Origin of the sequence: Cognatundibacterium rivi (genome assembly GCF_018139565.1) — a bacterium.
Lineage (GTDB): Bacteria > Pseudomonadota > Gammaproteobacteria > Burkholderiales > Burkholderiaceae_D > Undibacterium > Undibacterium rivi.
The window spans coordinates 228,878-248,804 of record NZ_JAGSPK010000006.1 but is presented as its reverse complement, the minus strand read 5'-3'; the positions used below and the strand labels follow the sequence as shown (position 1 = coordinate 248,804).

The 19,927-nt window shown below is 49.7% G+C and carries 17 protein-coding genes; 6 read left to right on the top strand and 11 right to left on the bottom strand.

Annotated elements, in window-relative coordinates; translation table 11 throughout:
• Positions 1 to 61: 61 nt before the first annotated feature.
• Together KDM87_RS16140 and KDM87_RS16135 are read right to left on the bottom strand one after the other, a co-directional pair.
• On the bottom strand, positions 62 to 472 hold the full coding sequence (locus KDM87_RS16140) for a VOC family protein (RefSeq protein WP_212680151.1): 411 nt from the start codon (positions 470 to 472) through the stop codon (positions 62 to 64).
• Positions 473 to 493: 21 nt separating this feature from the next.
• Positions 494 to 889 carry a VOC family protein gene (locus tag KDM87_RS16135; RefSeq protein ID WP_212680150.1) on the bottom strand — a complete coding sequence of 132 codons (396 nt, stop codon included), beginning with the start codon at positions 887 to 889 and terminating at the stop codon, positions 494 to 496.
• A gap of 357 nt (positions 890 to 1,246) precedes the next feature.
• Between KDM87_RS16135 and KDM87_RS16130 the strand changes: the two genes are divergently transcribed.
• The 3 genes from KDM87_RS16130 (at position 1,247) to KDM87_RS17815 (ending at position 5,010) form a co-directional block, all read left to right on the top strand.
• A complete protein-coding gene (locus KDM87_RS16130; RefSeq protein ID WP_212680149.1) occupies positions 1,247 to 2,020 on the top strand; it encodes a DUF1045 domain-containing protein in 774 nt (257 codons plus the stop codon).
• Entirely contained in the window at positions 2,017 to 2,763 is a 747-nt protein-coding gene (locus tag KDM87_RS16125; RefSeq protein ID WP_212680148.1) for an alpha/beta fold hydrolase, read from the top strand. The genes KDM87_RS16130 and KDM87_RS16125 overlap by 4 nt, the downstream gene beginning before the upstream one ends.
• A gap of 75 nt (positions 2,764 to 2,838) precedes the next feature.
• Positions 2,839 to 5,010, top strand: coding sequence for a YecA family protein (locus KDM87_RS17815; RefSeq protein WP_230407829.1), 2,172 nt, complete (start codon positions 2,839 to 2,841; stop codon positions 5,008 to 5,010).
• 306 nt (positions 5,011 to 5,316) lie between these two features.
• On the opposite strand, the gene KDM87_RS16115 is transcribed toward KDM87_RS17815, so the two are convergent.
• Entirely contained in the window at positions 5,317 to 7,710 is a 2,394-nt protein-coding gene (locus KDM87_RS16115; RefSeq protein ID WP_212680147.1) for a TonB-dependent receptor plug domain-containing protein, read from the bottom strand.
• Positions 7,711 to 8,229: 519 nt separating this feature from the next.
• Here KDM87_RS16115 and KDM87_RS16110 point away from each other — a divergent pair.
• The gene (locus KDM87_RS16110) at positions 8,230 to 8,442 is read left to right on the top strand and encodes a cold-shock protein (RefSeq protein ID WP_186884413.1); all 213 of its coding nucleotides are present in this window, start codon (positions 8,230 to 8,232) and stop codon (positions 8,440 to 8,442) included.
• Between the two features lie 638 nt (positions 8,443 to 9,080).
• Here KDM87_RS16110 and KDM87_RS16105 read toward each other — a convergent pair.
• From KDM87_RS16105 to KDM87_RS16085, 5 genes are all read right to left on the bottom strand, one after another.
• Positions 9,081 to 9,410, bottom strand: a complete 330-nt coding sequence (locus KDM87_RS16105) for a c-type cytochrome (RefSeq protein ID WP_212680146.1) — start codon at positions 9,408 to 9,410, stop codon at positions 9,081 to 9,083.
• 15 nt (positions 9,411 to 9,425) lie between these two features.
• Positions 9,426 to 10,355: an alpha/beta fold hydrolase gene (locus KDM87_RS16100; RefSeq protein ID WP_212680145.1), complete on the bottom strand. Its 930-nt coding sequence runs from the start codon at positions 10,353 to 10,355 to the stop codon at positions 9,426 to 9,428.
• A gap of 131 nt (positions 10,356 to 10,486) precedes the next feature.
• Positions 10,487 to 11,248 (bottom strand): head GIN domain-containing protein, encoded by a 762-nt coding sequence (locus KDM87_RS16095; RefSeq protein WP_212680144.1) that lies wholly within the window; start codon positions 11,246 to 11,248, stop codon positions 10,487 to 10,489.
• A gap of 233 nt (positions 11,249 to 11,481) precedes the next feature.
• Complete coding sequence (locus tag KDM87_RS16090) at positions 11,482 to 11,700, bottom strand: DUF4124 domain-containing protein (RefSeq protein WP_212680143.1); 219 nt, start codon at positions 11,698 to 11,700, stop codon at positions 11,482 to 11,484.
• Between the two features lie 282 nt (positions 11,701 to 11,982).
• Positions 11,983 to 13,278 carry an acetyl-CoA hydrolase/transferase family protein gene (locus tag KDM87_RS16085; protein WP_212680230.1) on the bottom strand — a complete coding sequence of 432 codons (1,296 nt, stop codon included), beginning with the start codon at positions 13,276 to 13,278 and terminating at the stop codon, positions 11,983 to 11,985.
• Positions 13,279 to 13,496: 218 nt separating this feature from the next.
• Between KDM87_RS16085 and KDM87_RS16080 the strand changes: the two genes are divergently transcribed.
• Together KDM87_RS16080 and KDM87_RS16075 are read left to right on the top strand one after the other, a co-directional pair.
• On the top strand, positions 13,497 to 14,870 hold the full coding sequence (locus KDM87_RS16080; protein WP_212680142.1) for a M20/M25/M40 family metallo-hydrolase: 1,374 nt from the start codon (positions 13,497 to 13,499) through the stop codon (positions 14,868 to 14,870).
• Positions 14,871 to 14,959: 89 nt separating this feature from the next.
• Positions 14,960 to 15,571, top strand: a complete 612-nt coding sequence (locus tag KDM87_RS16075; RefSeq protein ID WP_212680141.1) for a glutathione S-transferase family protein — start codon at positions 14,960 to 14,962, stop codon at positions 15,569 to 15,571.
• Between the two features lie 94 nt (positions 15,572 to 15,665).
• Here KDM87_RS16075 and KDM87_RS16070 read toward each other — a convergent pair whose 3' ends face one another.
• The 3 genes from KDM87_RS16070 to KDM87_RS16060 form a co-directional block, all read right to left on the bottom strand.
• Complete coding sequence (locus tag KDM87_RS16070; protein ID WP_212680140.1) at positions 15,666 to 16,046, bottom strand: DUF423 domain-containing protein; 381 nt, start codon at positions 16,044 to 16,046, stop codon at positions 15,666 to 15,668.
• A gap of 27 nt (positions 16,047 to 16,073) precedes the next feature.
• The gene (locus KDM87_RS16065) at positions 16,074 to 17,762 is read right to left on the bottom strand and encodes an ArnT family glycosyltransferase (protein ID WP_212680139.1); all 1,689 of its coding nucleotides are present in this window, start codon (positions 17,760 to 17,762) and stop codon (positions 16,074 to 16,076) included.
• Between the two features lie 682 nt (positions 17,763 to 18,444).
• Positions 18,445 to 19,920: a peptide MFS transporter gene (locus KDM87_RS16060; RefSeq protein WP_212680138.1), complete on the bottom strand. Its 1,476-nt coding sequence runs from the start codon at positions 19,918 to 19,920 to the stop codon at positions 18,445 to 18,447.
• Positions 19,921 to 19,927: the final 7 nt, after the last annotated feature.

Genomic DNA, 19,927 nt, shown 5'->3' with positions numbered 1-19,927 from the left:
GAAAAATCCGGGAGAAAAAATACCGGTTGTGTCTGCGATTTTTGCTGCGGCGATCAGATCGTCACAAAGTCCATGCGCGATGTTGTAACACCACCCTGTAGCCATCAACATCTTCAAACGTCTTACCGGCCACATCCCAGAAAGGATTCGCCGATCGCACCGGCAAAAAGCCAGCTTGTTGCATGCACTCGCAGGCATGCTGCCATTCTGCCTCATCAGGCAGATAAAAAACCAGCAAATGATCCGGGCTCGGTGCCTTACATGCATACGAGTCGGCATGCGAGCTGGCATGCTGAGTAAATTCCAGATGATAGCTGTGCTGGGGATGGCCGATGATTGCACCGTCAATGCCATCGTGATCGGCAAACTGGCTCAGCAAAACAAACCCCAGGCCGTCGATATACATTTTGGTGATCACACTCAGATGATCGGTGGGTCGCGCCACCCGCAGCACTGCTTTTTGTGAAATCATTTTATTCCTTTACTGCCTGTTTCACAGCGGTGCATGGCACACGGCTTCGACATTATTCCCATCAGGATCTATCGTGAAAGCACCGTAGTAATCGGCATGATAATGCGGACGCAGGCCGGGTTGTCCGTTATCTTTGCCGCCGTGCGTCAGCGCCTCTGCATAAAACTGATCGACCGCATCGCGCGAGGCAGCGCTGAAGGCAACATGCCGTGGCGTCGATTTTTCTTTGGTTTCGATGATCCAGAATGTCGGCTTTCCATTCACACCGAACGCACACATGCGCTGCGTCGGAAAACCGGGATTCCATTCAGCGACAAATTCTGTCTGCAAGGTATATCCCAATGGGGCAAAAGCGGCTGCATAAAATGTTTTCGTTGCCGGATAATCTGTTGCATAAGTGCTGAGGTGATCTATCATGAGTTCTCCCGGTTTTCAGATACAGGACTGACGCAAAGCTGCCCGAGCAGCGTTATGACTCCTAGCCGTACTATTCGTACTGTCTTCGTCGCCATACCTTGCTGGGGAAACTCTGCGTCAGTCCTATGGAATAAGAATGATGAATGACAACGCATTCACCTCATACTATGTCATATCAGGCACAAAATATTCTTCTGGAATAGGCGCAGGCTTTGATTTTCTGTATTGAAAAATTTGAAAAATTGTAGAAATTCAAGAAACGGCCGCTGAGTCATCGATCATCACATCACAAGGCTGCGCGCCGGGTGCAGATGGATGACGAAAAAATGAACATGCAAACACTGAGAAAAACATCCGATGAGCGCGACCAGTCACACCCACCCTCTGCAAACACGTTACGCATTGTATTTTGCGCCGGAACCCAACAGCCCGTGGTGGCAGGCTGGCTGCCGTTGGCTTGGGCGTGATCCAGATTCAGCAACATCATTGCCGCAAACTGCGTGCGAGGGCGTGACTGCGGCCGCTTTTCAACAACTAACCAGCGATGCCCGCCGTTATGGTTTTCATGCGACGCTGAAAGCACCGTTCCGGCTTGCGGACGCTTGCACACCCGCGCAACTCAATGCTGCCCTGCGTGATTTTTGCAGACAACAGCACAGCCTGATCATTCCGGCACCGCGAGTCGAATGGATGGGAAATTTTCTGGCGCTGCGTCCGCATGGCGACGTCAGCGCGATCAATCGGTTAGCGATGGATTGCGTCAGTACCTTCGACAGCTTCCGCGCACCGCTGAGTGCAGCCGACATCGCGCGCCGCCAGCGGCACCCACTGAGTGACCGGCAAATGCAACTCTTGCAGCGTTGGGGTTATCCGTACACCGAAGAAGAGTTCCGTTTCCATATGACGCTGACCGATGCCTTGCATCAGTCAGCTCATGCGGATCAGGCAGAGGCGATCTGGCAGGCAGCGCAAAACTTCTTTACGATCGATGCGCCTTTGCAGCTGAACGGCCTTGCGCTGTTCACAGAAAGCGCAACGGGCGCGCCATTTCAACTGGTACAGCGTTATGCTTTCGGCACGGTAAACGACATTGCCACAGCCGCATTGAATGAAATGAAATCGCAGTCATGACAAGCTCAGAAATGAACATCACGCACAGCTCAGAAAACGCCACCACAACGCCACGCCATATCGTGCTGATTCCCGGCTTCATGTGCGATGCCAGCCTGTGGCAGGAAGTGCTGGGCGGCTTGCAGCAACTCGGCACGGTGTCGTTTGCTGATCTCAATCAGGGCACCGACATCGACGCGATGGCGGATCGCATCATTGCGGATTTGCCGGAAAAATGTGTGCTAATCGGCTTTTCTCTTGGCGGTTATGTCGCCCGCCGTATTGCTGCGAAAGCGCCGCAACGCGTCAGTCAGCTGGTGTTACTGAACACCTCGGCGCGCGCCACCAGCGCCGAAGAAATCACCCGCAATCAGCAGCAAATCAAGATGCTCAAGGTCTTTCCGTATAAAGGCCAGACCATCACCGCATTGAAGCGCGCACTGCACCCGGCGCGTAGCGACAACGCCGTGTTACTGCAACATCTGCAAACAATGTCGCTGACACTGGGCGCGGATATTTTCATGCAGCAGTTAAGCATCATCCGGCAAGACGGGCACGCCGATTGTGCGCAGATTGCGTGTCCGGTGCTGGTGGTTGCCAGCCGCAAAGACCAGATGCGGCGCTTGCAGGAAGCCGAAGACATCGTCGCCGCGCTGCCTGATCCGACTTTCCGCATCATCGACGATTGCGGCCACATGTCGCCACTCGAACAGCCGGGAATTTTGCTGGAATATCTGGGCGATTTTTTGTCACAGGTAAACTAAAAATGTACTAGCTAGGACTTGACCAGACACCAACTGCCAGATGATTTAAAGTTTTAGTAAAAATAAAGGTCAAGGATGACGACAAACCAAGCATTGAAGCAATCCGAGCGTGAGCTATTTCAGGAACTTGAAGGTCTCTGTGTTGCGCCTGGCTTCATTCATGCGATTGCCTATATCAATACGCGTGATAATTTGATTGCGTATGCGGGTGAAATGAAGATAGATGATTTGGTGCCCCTGCATAGTCGTGATCGGCTGGTGCGCAATGAGGTAAACGTGCTCATCGGGCTGATGGTCAAGCGCGAAATCAACTACGTATTGCCAGATGAGGCTACTCTCAAAAGCTATGTCGAGCATAGCCAGCTTTTGTTAGAAAAGATTCATGACGCCATGTGGAGGTCGTTGCGCCCCAAAGAGAAAGGGGAAATTCCTGACGTCAATGATCTGAACGACGCCTTATCAAGCGGCGAGACGATGCGGGAGGCAATATTCTATGGAGGAGAGTCTGCTTACGCCTTTCATTATCGTGACCTCGCGCCGCTTCGGTATGGACGGGACGATCCCTGGATCATGGCTCACATGGGTTTTTCCATAAAGGACGCCGCCGCTGTGGTGAAGGTCGTGGGCCATTTGTTGAACGAGAAAAGTACGGATATTTTCCACTCGACCGACCGTACGCGCCCGTTCTCTCAAACGTTCTTGCCAGGGTATGAGTTTAGTGCGGCGGAGGTCGTCGCTAAGTTGAAGCTGCCGATGGAGACGGTTGAGAAAATCTTGACCACCTTCGCTTACCCCGAAGGAAACCGCAACGCTCAGTTTAATGCGGTGGACGACCGTAATATTGCGGCAATACTTCCACTCATTAAACGTGATGACCGCTACATTTTGTTCAATATCTATGATTTGAGCGAAGTGTTATACCAAGCACCTTTCTTTTGGATCTTGTCAGATAAAAATTACCAGCCGATCGCACAGGAAAATCGTGGAGCGTTCACCGAAAACTTCGCTGAAGCTAGGCTCGTCAGCGTATTTGGGCGAGCTAACGTCAAGGTGAACGTCAATCTGTTGCGTACCAAGGACACTGTACTGGGGGAATTCGACGCGCTGGTGTTCTTTGGCGACTTGGCGATTGTCGTACAAGCGAAATCGAAGCAGTTGACAGCAGCCGCTAGGAAGGGCAACGAGACCAAACTGCTGAGCGATTTCGGCGATGCAGTGCAGAAGGCGTGCGATCAAGGTTATGACTATGGGAAATTGTTGCTGGACCCATCTGTCCGCTTAGAGGATGCGAATGGGGTTCAGTTGACCAAACCCGCCACGATTAGTCGCATTTATGTTGTCTGCTTAATCGCAGATCATTACCCCGCGCTATCTGCCCAAGCTCGCCAGTATTTAAAATTCGAGTCCGTGGAAAAGCTGGCTACGCCATTTGTGATGGATGTGTTCCATTTGGACGCCATGGCTGAAATGCTGGACACACCGTTGTACTTTTTAAGCTATCTGGATCGCCGATCAAGTTATCACGAGACCGTGATTGCGAACCACGAACTGAATATTCTGGGCTTCCACTTGGAGCGCAATCTTTGGGTGCAGGATGGTTTCACATATATGCATCTTGAAGACAGCGTGGGAACGGGACTTGATCTATCGATGTTGGTTCGGCGTGAAAATGTTCCTGGTCCGTGGACTCCACCGGGCATTTTGACGCGTCTGCAGCAGCATCGGCTAGGCCAAGTGATTAAAGAGATTGAGAGGCAGCCCAATCCTGCGATGCTAGCTCTAGGTTTTCAGATATTGAAAATTGGCGAAAATTCGTTCGTGTCGCTCAGCAAGATTATAGAGGACATCATGCGCAGAACCATGATGGACGGCGGACAGCATGACGTATCGGTTCCACTTGCGAATGGTAAATCGGGGCTGACGATTCATGTGAACCTGTTGTCACAAGAGGAGGCTGAACAGCGGCTGGCGGCTCACTGCGAAGTTAGGAAGTACCTGGAGCGCGCGGAAAGTTGGTTTGGTCTTGTTCTAGACGCTCACTCTGGGCAAATTCGTTTTGGCCTACAGATTTCGGGGCCGTGGACTCATGACCCTGAATTAGAGGCAACAGAACTTTTTAAAACGCTGCGAAGAGGGAGCTCCACCAAGCAGATCGCTTTGCCTAAGTTTAAGGCTAAAAAGATAGGGCGCAATGACCCATGCCCCTGTGGCAGCGGGAAAAAGAGCAAACGATGTTGCTACTCTTAACAAGGCAAGACAGCAACCATTGCTCTTAACGTCCGCTTTGGGCAGATTTACAAACCCCTTAATCGCACACCTGTTGTCAAATCAAGTGTGAGCTACTATAACTAAAAGCAAGCTGAAAATGTGCTGAAAACAGGCGCAAAAACGACTTTTTTGGCTTTAAAATACTGGGAGGAGTATATTTTAAAGCCCAGTATTGACGCTGAGAATAATGCGAAATTGCTATATACTCCCCCGAAAATATAAAAAAACGCGTAAAAAAGCCGGATTTTATTCCGGCTTTTTTCATACTGCAGACTGCGCTGCCGGTTACCAGGCGTAAGCCGCTTTCGCATAGAAATAACGACCATTGAAACCGTAAGGCGAGAAGGTGCTGTAAGGCAAAGTGCCACCGGTATTCAGGTTGCCGTTCGAAGTCACCTGATCCGGATATTTATCGCCCAGATTGTCGATGCCACCGGTCAGCGTCCACTTGCCGACGCGATAGCTGGCGGAAATATCAACGACCACGTTCGCACCATAAGTCTGATCCAGCGTTGCATTATTCTGCGGTGAAACGAAGCTGCCATAACGCGTTGCCTGCGCACGTGCCGTCCATTGATTGACGGCATAATCAGCGCTGAATGTCAGCTTGTCTTTCGGCGCAGAATCCGTCGCGCGCAACAACGATTGCCGGTCAATCAGCAACAGATTATTTTGCGCCAGTACCGCCGGATTTGCCGCGACATGGCTGACCGTGGTTTTGTTGTGGTTGTAACCCAGCGTCAGCCCGAGTTTATCGCTGCCAGTCAGGCTCAGCTGATATGTGCCGACGATATCGACACCGCGTGTTTGTGAATCCAGCGCATTCGTGAAATAACGCGCCGCACCGACCAGCACGCCCTGTTTCGCCAACACGCTTTGCAAGGCGGCGGGCAACACCAGATTACCGGAATACAAAATGCGGTTATCGATATCGATCTGATACGCATCGACGCTTAGCGAGATATTTTTATTCGGTTGCAACACCGCACCCAGACTATAGTTGCGCGATTTTTCGGCTTCCAGCGGCTTCGCACCTAAGGCTTTTGCGGCTGCCGTGGCAACGCCGAAAGTGCCGGTATCAACCAGTTGCGACGTACCGTTAATGGTGATCAGATTGGTGGTTGAAATTGTGTAATTCTGTTGGGCTAACGATGGTGCGCGGAAGCCATTAGACGCCGCACCGCGTAACGCAAATTCCGGCGTGACCGCAAAACGACCCGATAATTTACCGGAAGTGACGCTGCCGAAATCGCTGTAATTTTCATGCCGCAGCGCGACTGAAGCGCTGAGCTGTTTAGTCAGCTCAGCTTCGACGTTCGCATACACCGATGTGCTGTGGCGGTTAAAGCTGCCTGCATTCGATGGCTGAAAACCGGAGAAACCCTGCGCACCGCTGCCGAAATACGAGTTCGGCTCACCCGCGCTGATCTCATACTGATCGCGCCGGTATTCAGCACCAACCGCCAGTGTCAGCGGATTTGCCAGACCGGCAAATTCAAATTCTTTAGCGGCGTCAAAGTTTGCCAGTGTCTGCGAATTTTTCAATTTACCGGCGTAAAAACTGGTCGGGCTGGCCGCGCCTAAACTGAGGTTGACGCTGTTATTCACATCGAGGCGGAATTCATTCGAGCCGTAATTCGCACTCGCATCCCAGCGCCAGCCATCGGCCCGCCCTTTGATTCCGACGACAGTGGACACATCGGTATTTTTCGCCACTTCATTCGGTAAAAACCCTTGCGGATACAGCGGTGTGCGTAAGTTCGTGCCACTGGTGTACGCGGTACGCCAGGTTGCCGCCGCATCGGAATCACGCTGGCTGATATTCGCAAACGCATACAGTTCCAGATCATTATTCAGCGGCAAAGACGCATTCAAGCCCAGATTAGTTTGCTGTACTTTCGGGTCACCTTGCTTTTGCGTGACCTTGCCATACAAGGGCTCGGCCGGATTACGCAGATCAGCACCGGCGCGGTTGGTCTCGCCCTGATATTTTTGTTCAGCGGTAAAACGCACCCAGCCTTTGTCGCCGAGATGTGCACCGAAGTTGGCGCTCAGTGCGCCTTGCGTGCCATCGCCTTTGCTGTATTGCCCGCCGCCCGCTTGCAACTCGCCACCTTCAGCACCTTTTTTGAGGATGATGTTGATCACACCGGCAATCGCATCTGAACCGTATTGCGCCGCGGCGCCATCGCGCAGTACTTCGACTTTTTCAATTACAGAAATCGGAATGGTATTCAGATCTGCCGGGGAAGAGCCGCGCCCGGCGGTGCCGTTGACGTTGACAATCGCTGTCGTGTGCCAGCGCTTGCCGTTGACTAACACCAGCGTCTGATCCGGCGACAAGCCGCGCAATTGTGCGGGGCGGCTGGCCGATGTGCCGTCAGCAACAGCAGGACGCGGAAAATTCAAGGATGGCAGCAAGCGGCTTAATGCCGTTCCGAGTTCGCCAGTGCCGCTGGCCTGTAAATCTTTGCTGGTCAGAATATCGATCGGTGCTTCGGAATCGGAAACCGTGCGCTTGATGCTGCGCGTGCCGGTAACGATGACGGTATCCGCAGCAGCGATCTCCGTTTGTTGTGCATACGCAGCCGGTGCCACCAGGCTGCTGAACAAGGCACCGATGACCAGACTGATGGAACGACGGGGAACGGGAACGGAATAAATTTGATACGCACGCATGAATAATCCTTTTGGTGATTGGCAAACCGGATGCCTGTTGATGCAGCCGCAAAATGACTGCAGCGATGGGGATTCATGCTACGTGCTGGACAACGCGTGCCCAACGACCTTTTTTCACTTAGAAAATATGAAAAAAATATATGGAATATGAAAAACACTACGTAAAAATCCTCTAATTCACCAACAATAAAAAATATTTTTAATTAATTTTCGCAATAAAAACAAGCACTTAAACACCTGATGCGGAGCCTTGTTTTGTCTATGAAAAGCTGACGTTTTTTTGTGCAGGAAGATTGCGCTTTCGTGCGATCAACGCCGGATCAGATTAAAAATAAAGTTTGGTGATTGTTGTTTTCCCGTGTATATTCCGTTCCGTACTTGCATCAAGTCCTCATATTGTTGGTCCCAATTCCGCATAGCTGTATCCTCTGGCTGTTCTGTTTTTTCTCCTCCGGTTTTATTTCTTGGTTTCAAGTGCCTCAAGGCAATTTCGCCTATGTTTCACGTAAAGGAATAAACATGAGTACTCAAACAGGTATCGTAAAATGGTTCAACGACGCTAAGGGCTTCGGCTTTATCGCTCCAGATGCAGGTGGTGCAGATTTGTTCGCCCACTTTCAAGACATTCAATCGAGTGGCTTCAAAAGTCTGAGCGAAAATCAGCGCGTTTCTTTTGAACGCACAACAGGCCCTAAAGGCGACAAAGCAGGCAATATCCAGATTCTGGCTTAAAGTCTCACGGCAGATTCCGGCAAGCGATGCTTGCCAGAACAACGCCAACCGTTTTTGCTGTAATGAAAAATTTGTTCTGCAATACCGGCCAGTGACACCACGCAGATAGCATGGGTTGCTGATGAACAAAGTCTGACCGTTACAGCAAACCTTCGCATACCAGTACGCTGCACTCACGCAGCTAACTGACGCGGCAATCAATTCTCACCGGCTGGTGGCACCATACAGATAGTATGGGTTACCGGAAAATGGCGTAGTTGATCAGTGAGTTTCACTGGAAAGCATCTGCTTTTTGCTATGCAATCGTCCATCTCTTTTTTACTGATGCGTGTGCGTCATGAAAAAATGCCTTGGTCGGTCTTGCGAAGGTTCGCATTCGTTTTGCCCTCTGATGTTGCCAGTATTGACTGACAACGCAGAAAAAAGTGACTCACCACGACAAGCACCGCGCAGATAGCACGGGCATTGTTTCAGTCAGTGGCACCACGCAGATAGCATGGGTTGCTGACGAGTCACCGCAATGAATGGATTGCCCACCGTATGGTGGGCTTTTTGTTATCTGCAGCCCTGCTTTACATGGCCGGAACCAGCGCAGACATCAGGCCTGTGCAGATACTCTTGAGTTATTTTTTACCAGCTTATTTCTTACCGGCGACTTCCGCCAAGTAGCGCGCCACCAGTTTAATTTCTGCATCAGTCAATCCGGTAATCACCGGCATTTCACCTATGCCGTTACGTACTGCTTTTTCGACCCGCGCCGCATCCGGTTTCAGCTCATCCAGATCAGGGCCGCCTTCTGCATACGAATCCGCATGTTTCAGGCTATGGCACATCGCACATTTCGGTTCGGCTTTCTGATTGAAGATTTTCTTGCCTTCGGCGATCACATCTTCGGCGCCAGCAATACCGGAGCCAAGCAAACTCAGCGCAACAAAACCGTAAGAAATACACAGGCGAACAGCAGACATGACGGGCTCCTCAGATTATTGCAAAAAGATGCGAACGGCAGCGACGGTGACTACGGGATTTTCTTCCTGCGGAACATGGCCAAGTTCGTCAAACATAATCAGCTTGCTGTTCGCAATATCACGCTGAAACCACGCTGCGTTTTCCGGCGGTATCAACTGATCTTTACCACCCCAGAGTATCAGGGTCGGGACACGAATCGTTTTGATCAGCTCAGCATGATCGCCGATAGCGAGCTGGCTGATACGCTGACGCAAGGCGGGGCGATTTCCTTCCCGCAGCATCATCGCTTCATAGCGATCAACTAAGGCTGGCGTGACTTTTTCCGGACGGGCATAAACATTCTTGACGCTGGATTCAACCATAGAGCGCGGCAGGCAGTGATCCATCACCCACGACATCATCGGCATACGCGCAATCTGAAAACCAACCGGTATCGATTTTGGTGTGAACGCATAACCTGCCGCATCCACCAGTATCAGTTTGTCTATCCGCGCCGGTGCAGCAGCCGCGACTTCCCAGGCGATTTCGCCACCAAGAGAGTTACCACCCAACACGACTTTTGACAGATGCAAGGTATCCATCAGATCCAGAATAAAACGCACGTACGCCGTCGTGCTGTAGTCGTTTTCCTGATTCGGCCCGGTCAGGCCAAAGCCGGGTAAATCCATCGTGATCACGCGGCGCTCGGCCTTCAAGGCCTTCACCCAGGGTTCCCAGGTATGCAGACTTGATGAGGTACCGTGAATCAGCATCACCGGAACGGGATCATCCGCCAGACCTTCGTCGCGGACATGCACTTGCAAGCCTTGCACATCAATGAATTTTGAAGGTGCAGGTGCCCATTTTTGTTTCAGGTCATCGACAGATTTGTCTGGTGCCCAGGCGATCGCTAAACTCAGAAACAAAGCACCTGCTAACAAGATAAAGAGACTCAGGACAGCCATAGAAACGCGTTGACGGACATGCATTGATGACAGAAAAAAAACAATTCAGTAACAGAGCGAGATTATAGGGTGCATCGCCCTATGACTGTGGAGTTTATTACCGGAAGAATGACATTGCTCGAGGACGGCGATTAATGCGGTGCGCTGCCCAGACGGATCAGGCGACCAGAGCCGCCGATGGTTTTAGTGACGACAGGATCACCGTAATATTCGATTTCACCGGAACCGCCGACAGTCACATCCAGCTTATTATGTACCCAGGTGCGGACATGACCGGAGCCACCTATGCGGATACGCACATCGTTGGCCTCGAGTGCTTCCATCAGCAATGAACCGGAGCCACCGATTTTCCCGCTGATTTCGGTTGATGCACCGGCGGCACTGAAACTACCGCTGCCACTGATATCGATTTCCAATGCCTCGGTGCGCAAATCCTGTATCCGCACATCACCGGAACCACTGACCGCAATATGCAGACCGGGGATATGCAATTTTTCCGCATTTACCTTGCCCCAGCCGCTGATTTTCAGCTCCGCCAGATTTTTCAGAAACACTGTAATTTTCAGCGCTTTGCTGTCGGGGTAAACATTTTTCTGCTGCGGCCGTATCTGTAACGCGCCGCTTTCCACCACGACGTCAACCAGACTCTGTAAATTATCATCAGTCTCGATTTCAACGCTTTCTTTTTCTCCCTGGCGCAATTCCAGATACGCGGGAAGATCGAGCGCAATTTCGTTAAATTCACTCACGGGTCTGACTTGTTTCTGGACATTGCCGGAACCAGCCACTGTTTTACTTTTACGGAAAATATCCAGCCAACCAGCGCTCGCAGGTAGCGTCGTCGCCAGCAATAATCCAGCAATCACAGTGCGACGTAAAGATGAGGTTTTCATTTGTGGGCTCCGGCAGGACGATCTGAACAAAGAGCGTCAGTGTAGCCGCAAGTGACAGCAGCGAAAAGCGGATTATGGATCAGAGATCATTCGTCGTGAGCGCGTAATGCCGGGGCGAGATTACCTCATTCCCGACACAACAAATTTGCAGGACATTGATTTAATTTGATTTAATCAGCGTCATCAAAATGTTCAACGAATATGCAGCCAGCACACCGCATAGCAAGATCAGTTTATTTTCTTGCAGATGGCGGGGCTCCGGCAGCTTCCCCGTTCTTTTTCTTTTCGGACGACGCAACAGATTTCACCTGCACCACTTTACCTTTACCTTTACAAGGACTATCGGACCAGACCACGCGACCATCGACCTCGCATTTGAACACGGGCGTCTGCGCCGCGCTGATCATAGGAAAAGCCAGAGACAAAATCAGAACACTCAGTAATTTATTCATTCTCGTTACCTGATTAATCGATTGCAGGATGCGCGCATCACTGTGACTAACGCAGGCTGGCAAGCCAGCCAAACGTCTCTTTTGTTAAAATTTAAGCAATTATAAGCTATCCTTTCTGTCTCTTTGCTCAAATCACGATAAATCTTGCCCATCAGTGCAGATTTTTTCATGTATCACTCAAAAGAAACCCCCGCATAAAATAAGGCCTGCAAGGCATTTTCATGCCAGCAGGCGCATCGAATCAGGGGCATTGATTCAGACAAAGTCTGGCAACAATCACGCTCAGAGCAGATGTAAACGTCTGGCTTCCTGCGTTAACTCCGCGCGGAAATCAGGGTGGGCAATCGCGATCATTTCCTGCGCACGTTGCTTCGCCGATTTACCGCGTAACTGCGCAACGCCGAATTCGGTAACAACATAGTTAATATCATTTTTGCCGGTCGTGACATGCGTGCCCGGAGTCAGCGTCGGTACGATGCGGGTGATGCTGTCATCTTTTGCTGTTGCCGGTAAGACGATGAACGCCTTGCCATCGCGGGAACGGTTCGCCGCCCGCACAAAATCAACCTGCCCGCCTGTGCCAGAATACGGTACAGCCCCCAGACTTTCGGATCCGCACTGTCCCAGCAAATCAATTTGCAATGTCGCGTTAATCGCAATCAGCTTGTCGTTTTTTGCGGCCAGATACGGATCATTAGTAAAGTCCACCGGATGCATTTCTAGCGCCGGATTGCGGTGAATAAACTGATACAGTTTTTTTGAGCCCAGCGCAAAAGTGGCGATCATTTTTCCCGGCATGAAGGTTTTTTTGCGGTTCGTGACGGCGCCACTTTCTACCAATGTCAGTATGCCGTCACCGATCATTTCTGTATGAATGCCAAGATCGTGCTTGTTCGTGAGTTGCATCACCACCGCATCTGGAATACCACCGTAACCGATCTGCAGCGTCGAGCCATCATCAATCATATCGGCGACATATTTTCCTATCGCTTCCTGCACCGGGCCGATTACCGGCAGACCAACCTCGGTGACGGCTTCATTGCTTTCCACCAACGCCGCTACCTGAGAAATATGAATGTGGCAGGAACCATTCGCAAACGGCACATGCGGATTGACTTCCAGCACCACCGCACGCGCTTTGGCGATCGCCGCCATGGTGTAATCTGCCGCCAGACTCAGGGAAAAATAACCATGCTCGTCCATAGGAGAAGCCAGCGAAAACACCACGTCTGAAGGGATCATGCCACGCTCGATCAGCATCGGCATTTCAGAAAAATAGCTGGGAATAAAATCGATGTCGCCTGCTTGTCCGCCAGCACGGGAAGCTGCGCCGAAAAAGAAAGAAACGTGACGAACATGATCTGCCGTCGAAGGATCAAAATAATCGAATTTTTTGATCGGTAAAATCTGCGCCACCTTCACATCATGAAAGCGTCGGCGTTGTGCCGATAAGGCGGACAATAAGGCAGGTGGCTCACCAACACCTGTCGGTACGACGATGAAATCGCCATCCTTAACGTGGTTGATGGCATCTTCCGGGGAAAGATGTTTTTGACGATACAACTCCTGTACAGACATCATGGTTTGGCACTCTCTTTGGTGTTAATTAGTTGGTCTCCTGCGAAAGTCTATGTTAGCGTTAAAGCATGTTGCAGCGCAGTCATGCAGACGACATTTGCACCAGATTTGTGCTGGCGCAAAAAATACGTCGTCTCTGCTTGCCAGTGTGGTTTCGCGTAATATCTGCTCAACACATACCCACGTATTTTTTCTCTTATTTTTTGGGAATATGCACCATGCCACAAACGCCATTGACTCCTTCCCTGCTGCTCAGTGCCACATTGCTGACCTCTACACTACCAGTGTCGGCCCAGATCGCCGAACCAAACATCAATGAAAAAAAGCCGGAAATAACAAAGATCGTGCAACAGATCTCGGCACAACACATTGATGGTTATGTCCGCAAACTGGTCAGTTTTCATACCCGTCATACGATGTCAGAGACTCAGTCAGATACTGTCGGCATAGGCGCGGCAAGACGCTGGATCAAAGCGGAACTGGAGCGTTGCAGTAACGGTCAGCTCGATGTGCAATTCGACAGCTATGTCGAAGCGGGCGGCCGCCGTATCAGCAAACCAACCGAGATTGTGAATGTGGTCGCTACCCTGAAGGGGAAAACAGACCCCGGCCGTTATTATGTCGTCAGCGGACACTATGATTCACGCGCTACAGATGTGATGGATGCCACGTCGTTTGCGCCTGGCGCGAATGATGATGCGTCAGGCACTGCTGCGGTCATGGAGATGGCCTGTGTAATGGCACAACATCGTTTTGATGCGAGCATCGTTTTCATGGCGGTCGCGGCGGAAGAGCAAGGGCTGTACGGTGCCGCTCACTGGGCAAAACAAGCCAAAGAAAAAAAGATGAATATCGCTGGTATGTTCACGAACGACATTATCGGCAGCTCACGCTCAGAACACGGTGAGATCGATAACAAATCGGTGCGCCTGTTTGCAGAAGGGATACCAGCCGTCAAAGAATTACCGGACGCGACCCGCAATCTGATTGCCACGGGCGGTGAAAGCGATTCACTTTCACGCCAGCTGGCGCGCCATGTCAAAGAAACCGGTGAACGCTATGTGCCCGGCTTCACCGTGAATATTATTCATCGGCGCGACCGTTATCTGCGCGGTGGCGATCATATTCCTTTTCTTGAACAGGGCTATGCCGCACTGCGCTTTACTGAACCGAATGAAGATTTCCATCATCAGCATCAGAACGTCCGTATAGAAAATGGTGTGCAGATGGGTGACTTACCGGAATTTGTCGATACCGATTACACCGCGAATGTTGCCCGCGTTAACGCGGCTGCATTAGCCAGCCTGGCCCTTGCACCAGCGACACCGGCGCAGGTGCAAATGAACACATCACAACTTGAAAATGACACCAGCATGCGCTGGAATGCCAATACTGAAGCCGATCTTGCGGGTTACCGCATTGTCTGGCGAGACACGACCAGCAGCGTCTGGCAAGGTGGTGTGATGGTAGGAAATGTTCTCTCCTATACCGTCAAAGGAAAATCCAAGGACAATTATTTCTTTGGCGTACAGGCCGTCGATAAAGACGGCAATATCAGCGTCGCAACCTACCCTATGCCAGAAAAAAAATGAACAAAGAAACAGCCATCTCACGCTGATGCCAACGAGGATGCCGAAATATCGGCATAATCATCACTCTCTTTTTACCCCTGAGGATTACCATGATTGAAGTTCACCACCTGAAAGAATCCCGTTCACGTCGTATCACCTGGATGCTGGAAGAATTAGGCCAGGAATATACGGTGATCAGCTATGACCGCGATCCGCAAACCCGACTCGCACCGCCGGAACTCAAGAAAATTCACCCACTGGGAAAAGCACCGGTGCTGCGCGATAAAGAAGAAATTCTGATCGAATCCGGCGCCATACTGGAATACCTGATCGCTGAATATGGCAATGGTCAGTTCGTGCCAGAAAAAGGCACGCCGGATTACTACCGCTATCTGCAATTCATGCACTATGCCGAAGGATCGGCCATGCTGCCTTTACTGCTGAAGCTCTACGTCGGGCGGCTCGGTGAAGCTGGCGCGCCATTGCATCCTCGTATCAACAGCGAAATCGCCAATCATCTTGGCTATCTGAATGTGGAATTAGAAGGGCGCGATTTCTTCGTCGGCAATGCACTCACTGGAGCAGATGTTCAGCTATCTTTTGTGGTGCAAATCGGCGTCAGAAGTGCCGGACGCGATGCGTTTCCGAATCTGACGCGTTTTGTCGATATGATAGAAGCACGCCCTGCTTATCAACGCGCAGTCGAAAAAAATGGCGAGTAAGCTTTTCCGCTTCACCCGCCGGTATTAGCCAGCACTATCATCCGATCACAATCTGACACGCTATCAGGCAGCCAGATTGTGACGGCACAGAACATCAATGCTGGCGCCGGTAAGCGCACCACGCCAGCATTGCCCAGCTCAGTAAAAATGCGACGCCACCCACCGGTGTAATCGCACCAAGGATGCGCAGCCCCGACAACGCCAGCGCATACAAGCTGCCACTGAAAATAAAGATACCGGACAACATCGTCCACGCCGCATACCGTAGCAAACGCTCATTCCACTGTGCCTGCAACAGGCTTAATCCCAGCAAACCCAGTGCATGCACCATCTGATACTGCACCGCCGTCTGCCATATCGCCAGCATGTCAGCGCTCAGCACCGACTTCAACCCATGCGCACCAAATGCCCCGGCACCGACTGCAATCAGCATGTTCAGCGCAGCGAGAAAAATAATACTCTCTACTTTAAACATTTTCGCTCCGATAATTGAAGGGCAATCTCAGTATTTATTGCATACCCCGGACATAGTCTTTTTAAGCGTATACAAATCAGCTTCGGGAGTGCTGTAGATTAAATCGAAAAAATCCGTAAATTCAGGTCTTGCCAATAACTGATCAGAAACCGACTGAATAGGATAACCACGATTTTTTGCGATCTCTCTTTGCTTACCTGCAAATAAAAGAGAATTTGCTCCAACAGAATTTAATTTGCACACTAACGAATCCGTGGATAGGTCAATGAAATCTGAAACTCGGCCTGGTCCAAAAATATCACCGATAGTTGACATTGGTAGGTAATAGATATCCGATGTAAAATCAAATTGAACAATTCTGAATTCAGGGTGTTGTTGCAAAAATAATCCCACGTCATAAGATCTAACCTGTTTGCGTAAAAAAATCTTTTTTTCCTCAGCGTTTGTATGCATTTTTTTTAAGCTCTCAGGAACTGATTTGATCAGCGCAAAACTCAGCAAACAACACAATAAAACTCCCAAGGTTTTTACACCATTGACGGCCCATTTTTCAAATCTGCCACGATTCATTAATGCTTGATAGCACTCCACAATAGAAAATGCCGACAATAACGCTACTATGGGCTCTACTGGCATGAAATATCTTGAATAGTGTGAACTGACAATCCATGTAAAGAAACCGTACAAAGAAAAAACGATTGCGCCAGCGGCCCATTGCAATCCTCGATTCCGATACCAGAAATACATACTCAATATTGCAGGTGCAAATAAAAAATTTGGCCAATCCTTATGCAGTTGTATGTCAGCAAATTGAATCGTCATATCAGCCGCATTCCAATCTGCAACTCCAAATACTTGCGGAAGCATTGGCGCGACCGGATTACCTGTCAGCAGATAGTTTCGTAGGTACCAAAAAATAGAAGGTACACACGCAATCAGTAAACACAGAAATAACCATTTCGGACGACGCTCCTTCAACAGTGTGCAGAGTAGCAACAAAGGAGCAAAAATTAACGCCTGATACTTAGTACCTGCAGCGATGCCAAAACAAAAAATGGCAATCAATAACAGCTTGTTGTCTCCAGATTTCCACCAGAATAGATAAATAGCAACTGCATAGAAAATGAAGAGCGTAATTCCTAAATCTATCGTTGCTGTACCAAATTGATTAAAGTTGACAATGGCAAATATAAACGCCGCGATTATGCCAACTTCTTTTTTAGCCCAAGCACGCCCCAAAACAAAAAGACCGAACAATACCAACCAGCCAGCTGCAGCGTGGATCAGATGAGGAAGGACTTCATTATCTGCAGCCAGGCCTAGCGCGTACAGCAAGTTAAAGTTGTAGGGAAAGTATGGATAGCGCAACCATTGATTGACACCGACCTGTCCATCACTTAACCAATGCTTAACATGTGGTAAGTGATACATGACCTCATCAAATGATAATGGGAGCTGTAGTGGCCTGAGTATCAACTCAACACTAGTCAGCAGCAAGATCAATTTAAGTAACCAATGGATCGTACTCTGGGACTGACGATAGGTCGTCACCAGATTTTTTAGATCAGTAAAAATGGCTTTACGTTGAACAATTGCAAAGAAAAATGTTACTGCACAAAAAGTATAGATATATTTTGGTTGAAATAATTTTAAAACCCCCAATAACTGCAAACCCAAAATATGAAATCCTATTCCAATAACGATACCTGATAACAATCGGAAATCATCCGGGAGACTAGCCTTATCGTTGTCAGAAGATAAGACATTCCGACCCAGTCCATAAGAACTGACAAGGAAAAGAAATACCAAAAAGTAACAAAAAATATAATAAATTATTTGCATGCGTTCCACACAGATATGTCGCTAATATTGATCCTTATCCGTCATATTGCAGATTGAAAATTTGCTACCAGGCGCATTAAAAATACTGGTCATATATCCAGTAAAATACTGCATTGCCTGTAAGCATCAATAAAAGCATCAAAATTTGAAACAAACCGATGACTGCTTCATCATGTAAAAGTATGATGATTTTCAAAATACGGAAGGAATTTAAAAAAATTAAAAATTTACTTTCCGCGAGCTTTGCCCACGACAAGAGTCAGTGCTTCACATTTAACTCACGAAGTTCAAGCACGCGAATTATAATCCCAGCGACCAGCCCCCCCTTTTTTTTGCATTAGTACCAATTGAATTCAACGGGGCACGTAATTAAATAAATCTGCACCCAACAGACTTAAAACAGCAATAAGTTTTTTGGGGAGGAATACCGCCTTCTCTATAGCAATGTATTAAAAATACCCACATACGCTTCATTTAAATGACTACTGCAATCACTACCCGGCCCCAACTGCGATGATCATATTGATTGCGGCAATACTGATCCAGTGCTGCGGCTTCATACTGTTGCCTCCTGACTTGCGCTTTTCGTAATCAGTTTGCGCAGGAAAGGAATCAGTAAAATCAATATGATGCCAACGCCGACAGCGCCCCAACCCAGCATCGAGAAAATATGCTGATAAGTCGGATTCGTGGAAGTGGCCATGCCTTCGCTGGCCTCAGGAATCATGCCGGAAAAATAGCTGGCGAGGATCGATGCTGTGCCCGTCGTGAGCATCCATGTGCCCATCATCACCCCTTGATACTTCGCCGGTGCGAGGCGACCTATCATGGCGTAGCCGACAGGTGAAATCAGTAACTCTGCAACGCTTTGCAACAGATAGCTGATAAATATCCAACGGAATGCCACCAGACCATTGCTGGCAGCAAAACCTATGCCCAGCGGCAGTACCAGAAAGCCAATACCAATCAGTAATAATGCAGCAGAAAACTGCACAGGTACATCAATCTGCCAGCCTTGATCGCGCAGTTTTTTAAACAGCATCGCCATCAGCGGGCCACCGACCATAATCACGAAGCTGTTGATGTTCTGTATCCATTGCGGCGCGATTTCGACACCCCAGACCATGCGGTCCACATTATTCACGGCAAACAGTTGCAAGCCCATCGGTGCCATCTGATACAGCGTCCAGAACACCAGTGAACCCAGGGTCAGCAAGATGTACGCAGACATGTTTTTTTGTTCGCGCTGATCCTCATGTCGGAATGTCAGATAGGCGATCACTAACGCGATACAGACACTGATGATCAGCACCAGATTACCTGTCAGCTCGGCTTTATGCAGCATGAAATAAATCACGGGTACCAGGCCAAACAAAATCGCCAGCCCGACCGCCAGACGTTTTTTGAATTCCGCAGGCGTTGCCTGCAATAAGGGTGTATTCAGATCGACCAGCCGCTTCCAGTTCAACAGCGCCAGCACAATCGCCATAAAATTGCCTATCGTCGCAAAGACAAACAGACCGGCATAATCTTCCACCAACTGGAAGTGACCGGCGGCACTGAAGCCGACAAAAAAACCGAGATTCATCCCGGCGTAATTCCACAAAAATGCACTTTCGCGCCGGTCGTCTTCTGGCTTGAAGCGCTGGGTCAGCATCATGTTGATACAGGTTACATTCAGACCACTGCCGGTCAGGAATAATCCCAGCCCCCAGTACAACTGCTCCGCGCTGCCGAGTGAAATACAACCGCAGCCCAGCACCTGCAATACCATGCCACCGACAAACAGATTGCGATTGCTGATGAAACGTCCGCCGAGGTAACCGCCGAATAAATGCAGACCATAATTGAAAGCACCAAACACACCCATGATGGCGGTGGCTTCTTTGACGGAAAAATTCAGCTTCTTGGTTGCGTACAGCACCAGTGTCGAATACAACACCGCGAAACCGAGTGTTGCAAATATCTGAATAAAAAACAGGGCTGCCGAGCCCTCAGGTATATTGGCAAGCTTTTGTTTAATCGTGGACAAAATGTGC

What these genes read in the sequence shown, in the direction of transcription:
- KDM87_RS16140 (WP_212680151.1), bottom strand. Translation starts at nt 472, where the DNA reads ATGATTTCACAAAAAGCAGTGCTGCGGGTGGCGCGACCCACCGATCAT.
- KDM87_RS16135 (WP_212680150.1), bottom strand. Translation starts at nt 889, where the DNA reads ATGATAGATCACCTCAGCACTTATGCAACAGATTATCCGGCAACGAAA.
- KDM87_RS16130 (WP_212680149.1), top strand. Translation starts at nt 1,247, where the DNA reads ATGAGCGCGACCAGTCACACCCACCCTCTGCAAACACGTTACGCATTG.
- KDM87_RS16125 (WP_212680148.1), top strand. Translation starts at nt 2,017, where the DNA reads ATGACAAGCTCAGAAATGAACATCACGCACAGCTCAGAAAACGCCACC.
- KDM87_RS17815 (WP_230407829.1), top strand. Translation starts at nt 2,839, where the DNA reads ATGACGACAAACCAAGCATTGAAGCAATCCGAGCGTGAGCTATTTCAG.
- KDM87_RS16115 (WP_212680147.1), bottom strand. Translation starts at nt 7,710, where the DNA reads ATGCGTGCGTATCAAATTTATTCCGTTCCCGTTCCCCGTCGTTCCATC.
- KDM87_RS16110 (WP_186884413.1), top strand. Translation starts at nt 8,230, where the DNA reads ATGAGTACTCAAACAGGTATCGTAAAATGGTTCAACGACGCTAAGGGC.
- KDM87_RS16105 (WP_212680146.1), bottom strand. Translation starts at nt 9,410, where the DNA reads ATGTCTGCTGTTCGCCTGTGTATTTCTTACGGTTTTGTTGCGCTGAGT.
- KDM87_RS16100 (WP_212680145.1), bottom strand. Translation starts at nt 10,355, where the DNA reads ATGGCTGTCCTGAGTCTCTTTATCTTGTTAGCAGGTGCTTTGTTTCTG.
- KDM87_RS16095 (WP_212680144.1), bottom strand. Translation starts at nt 11,248, where the DNA reads ATGAAAACCTCATCTTTACGTCGCACTGTGATTGCTGGATTATTGCTG.
- KDM87_RS16090 (WP_212680143.1), bottom strand. Translation starts at nt 11,700, where the DNA reads ATGAATAAATTACTGAGTGTTCTGATTTTGTCTCTGGCTTTTCCTATG.
- KDM87_RS16085 (WP_212680230.1), bottom strand. Translation starts at nt 13,278, where the DNA reads ATGTCTGTACAGGAGTTGTATCGTCAAAAACATCTTTCCCCGGAAGAT.
- KDM87_RS16080 (WP_212680142.1), top strand. Translation starts at nt 13,497, where the DNA reads ATGCCACAAACGCCATTGACTCCTTCCCTGCTGCTCAGTGCCACATTG.
- KDM87_RS16075 (WP_212680141.1), top strand. Translation starts at nt 14,960, where the DNA reads ATGATTGAAGTTCACCACCTGAAAGAATCCCGTTCACGTCGTATCACC.
- KDM87_RS16070 (WP_212680140.1), bottom strand. Translation starts at nt 16,046, where the DNA reads ATGTTTAAAGTAGAGAGTATTATTTTTCTCGCTGCGCTGAACATGCTG.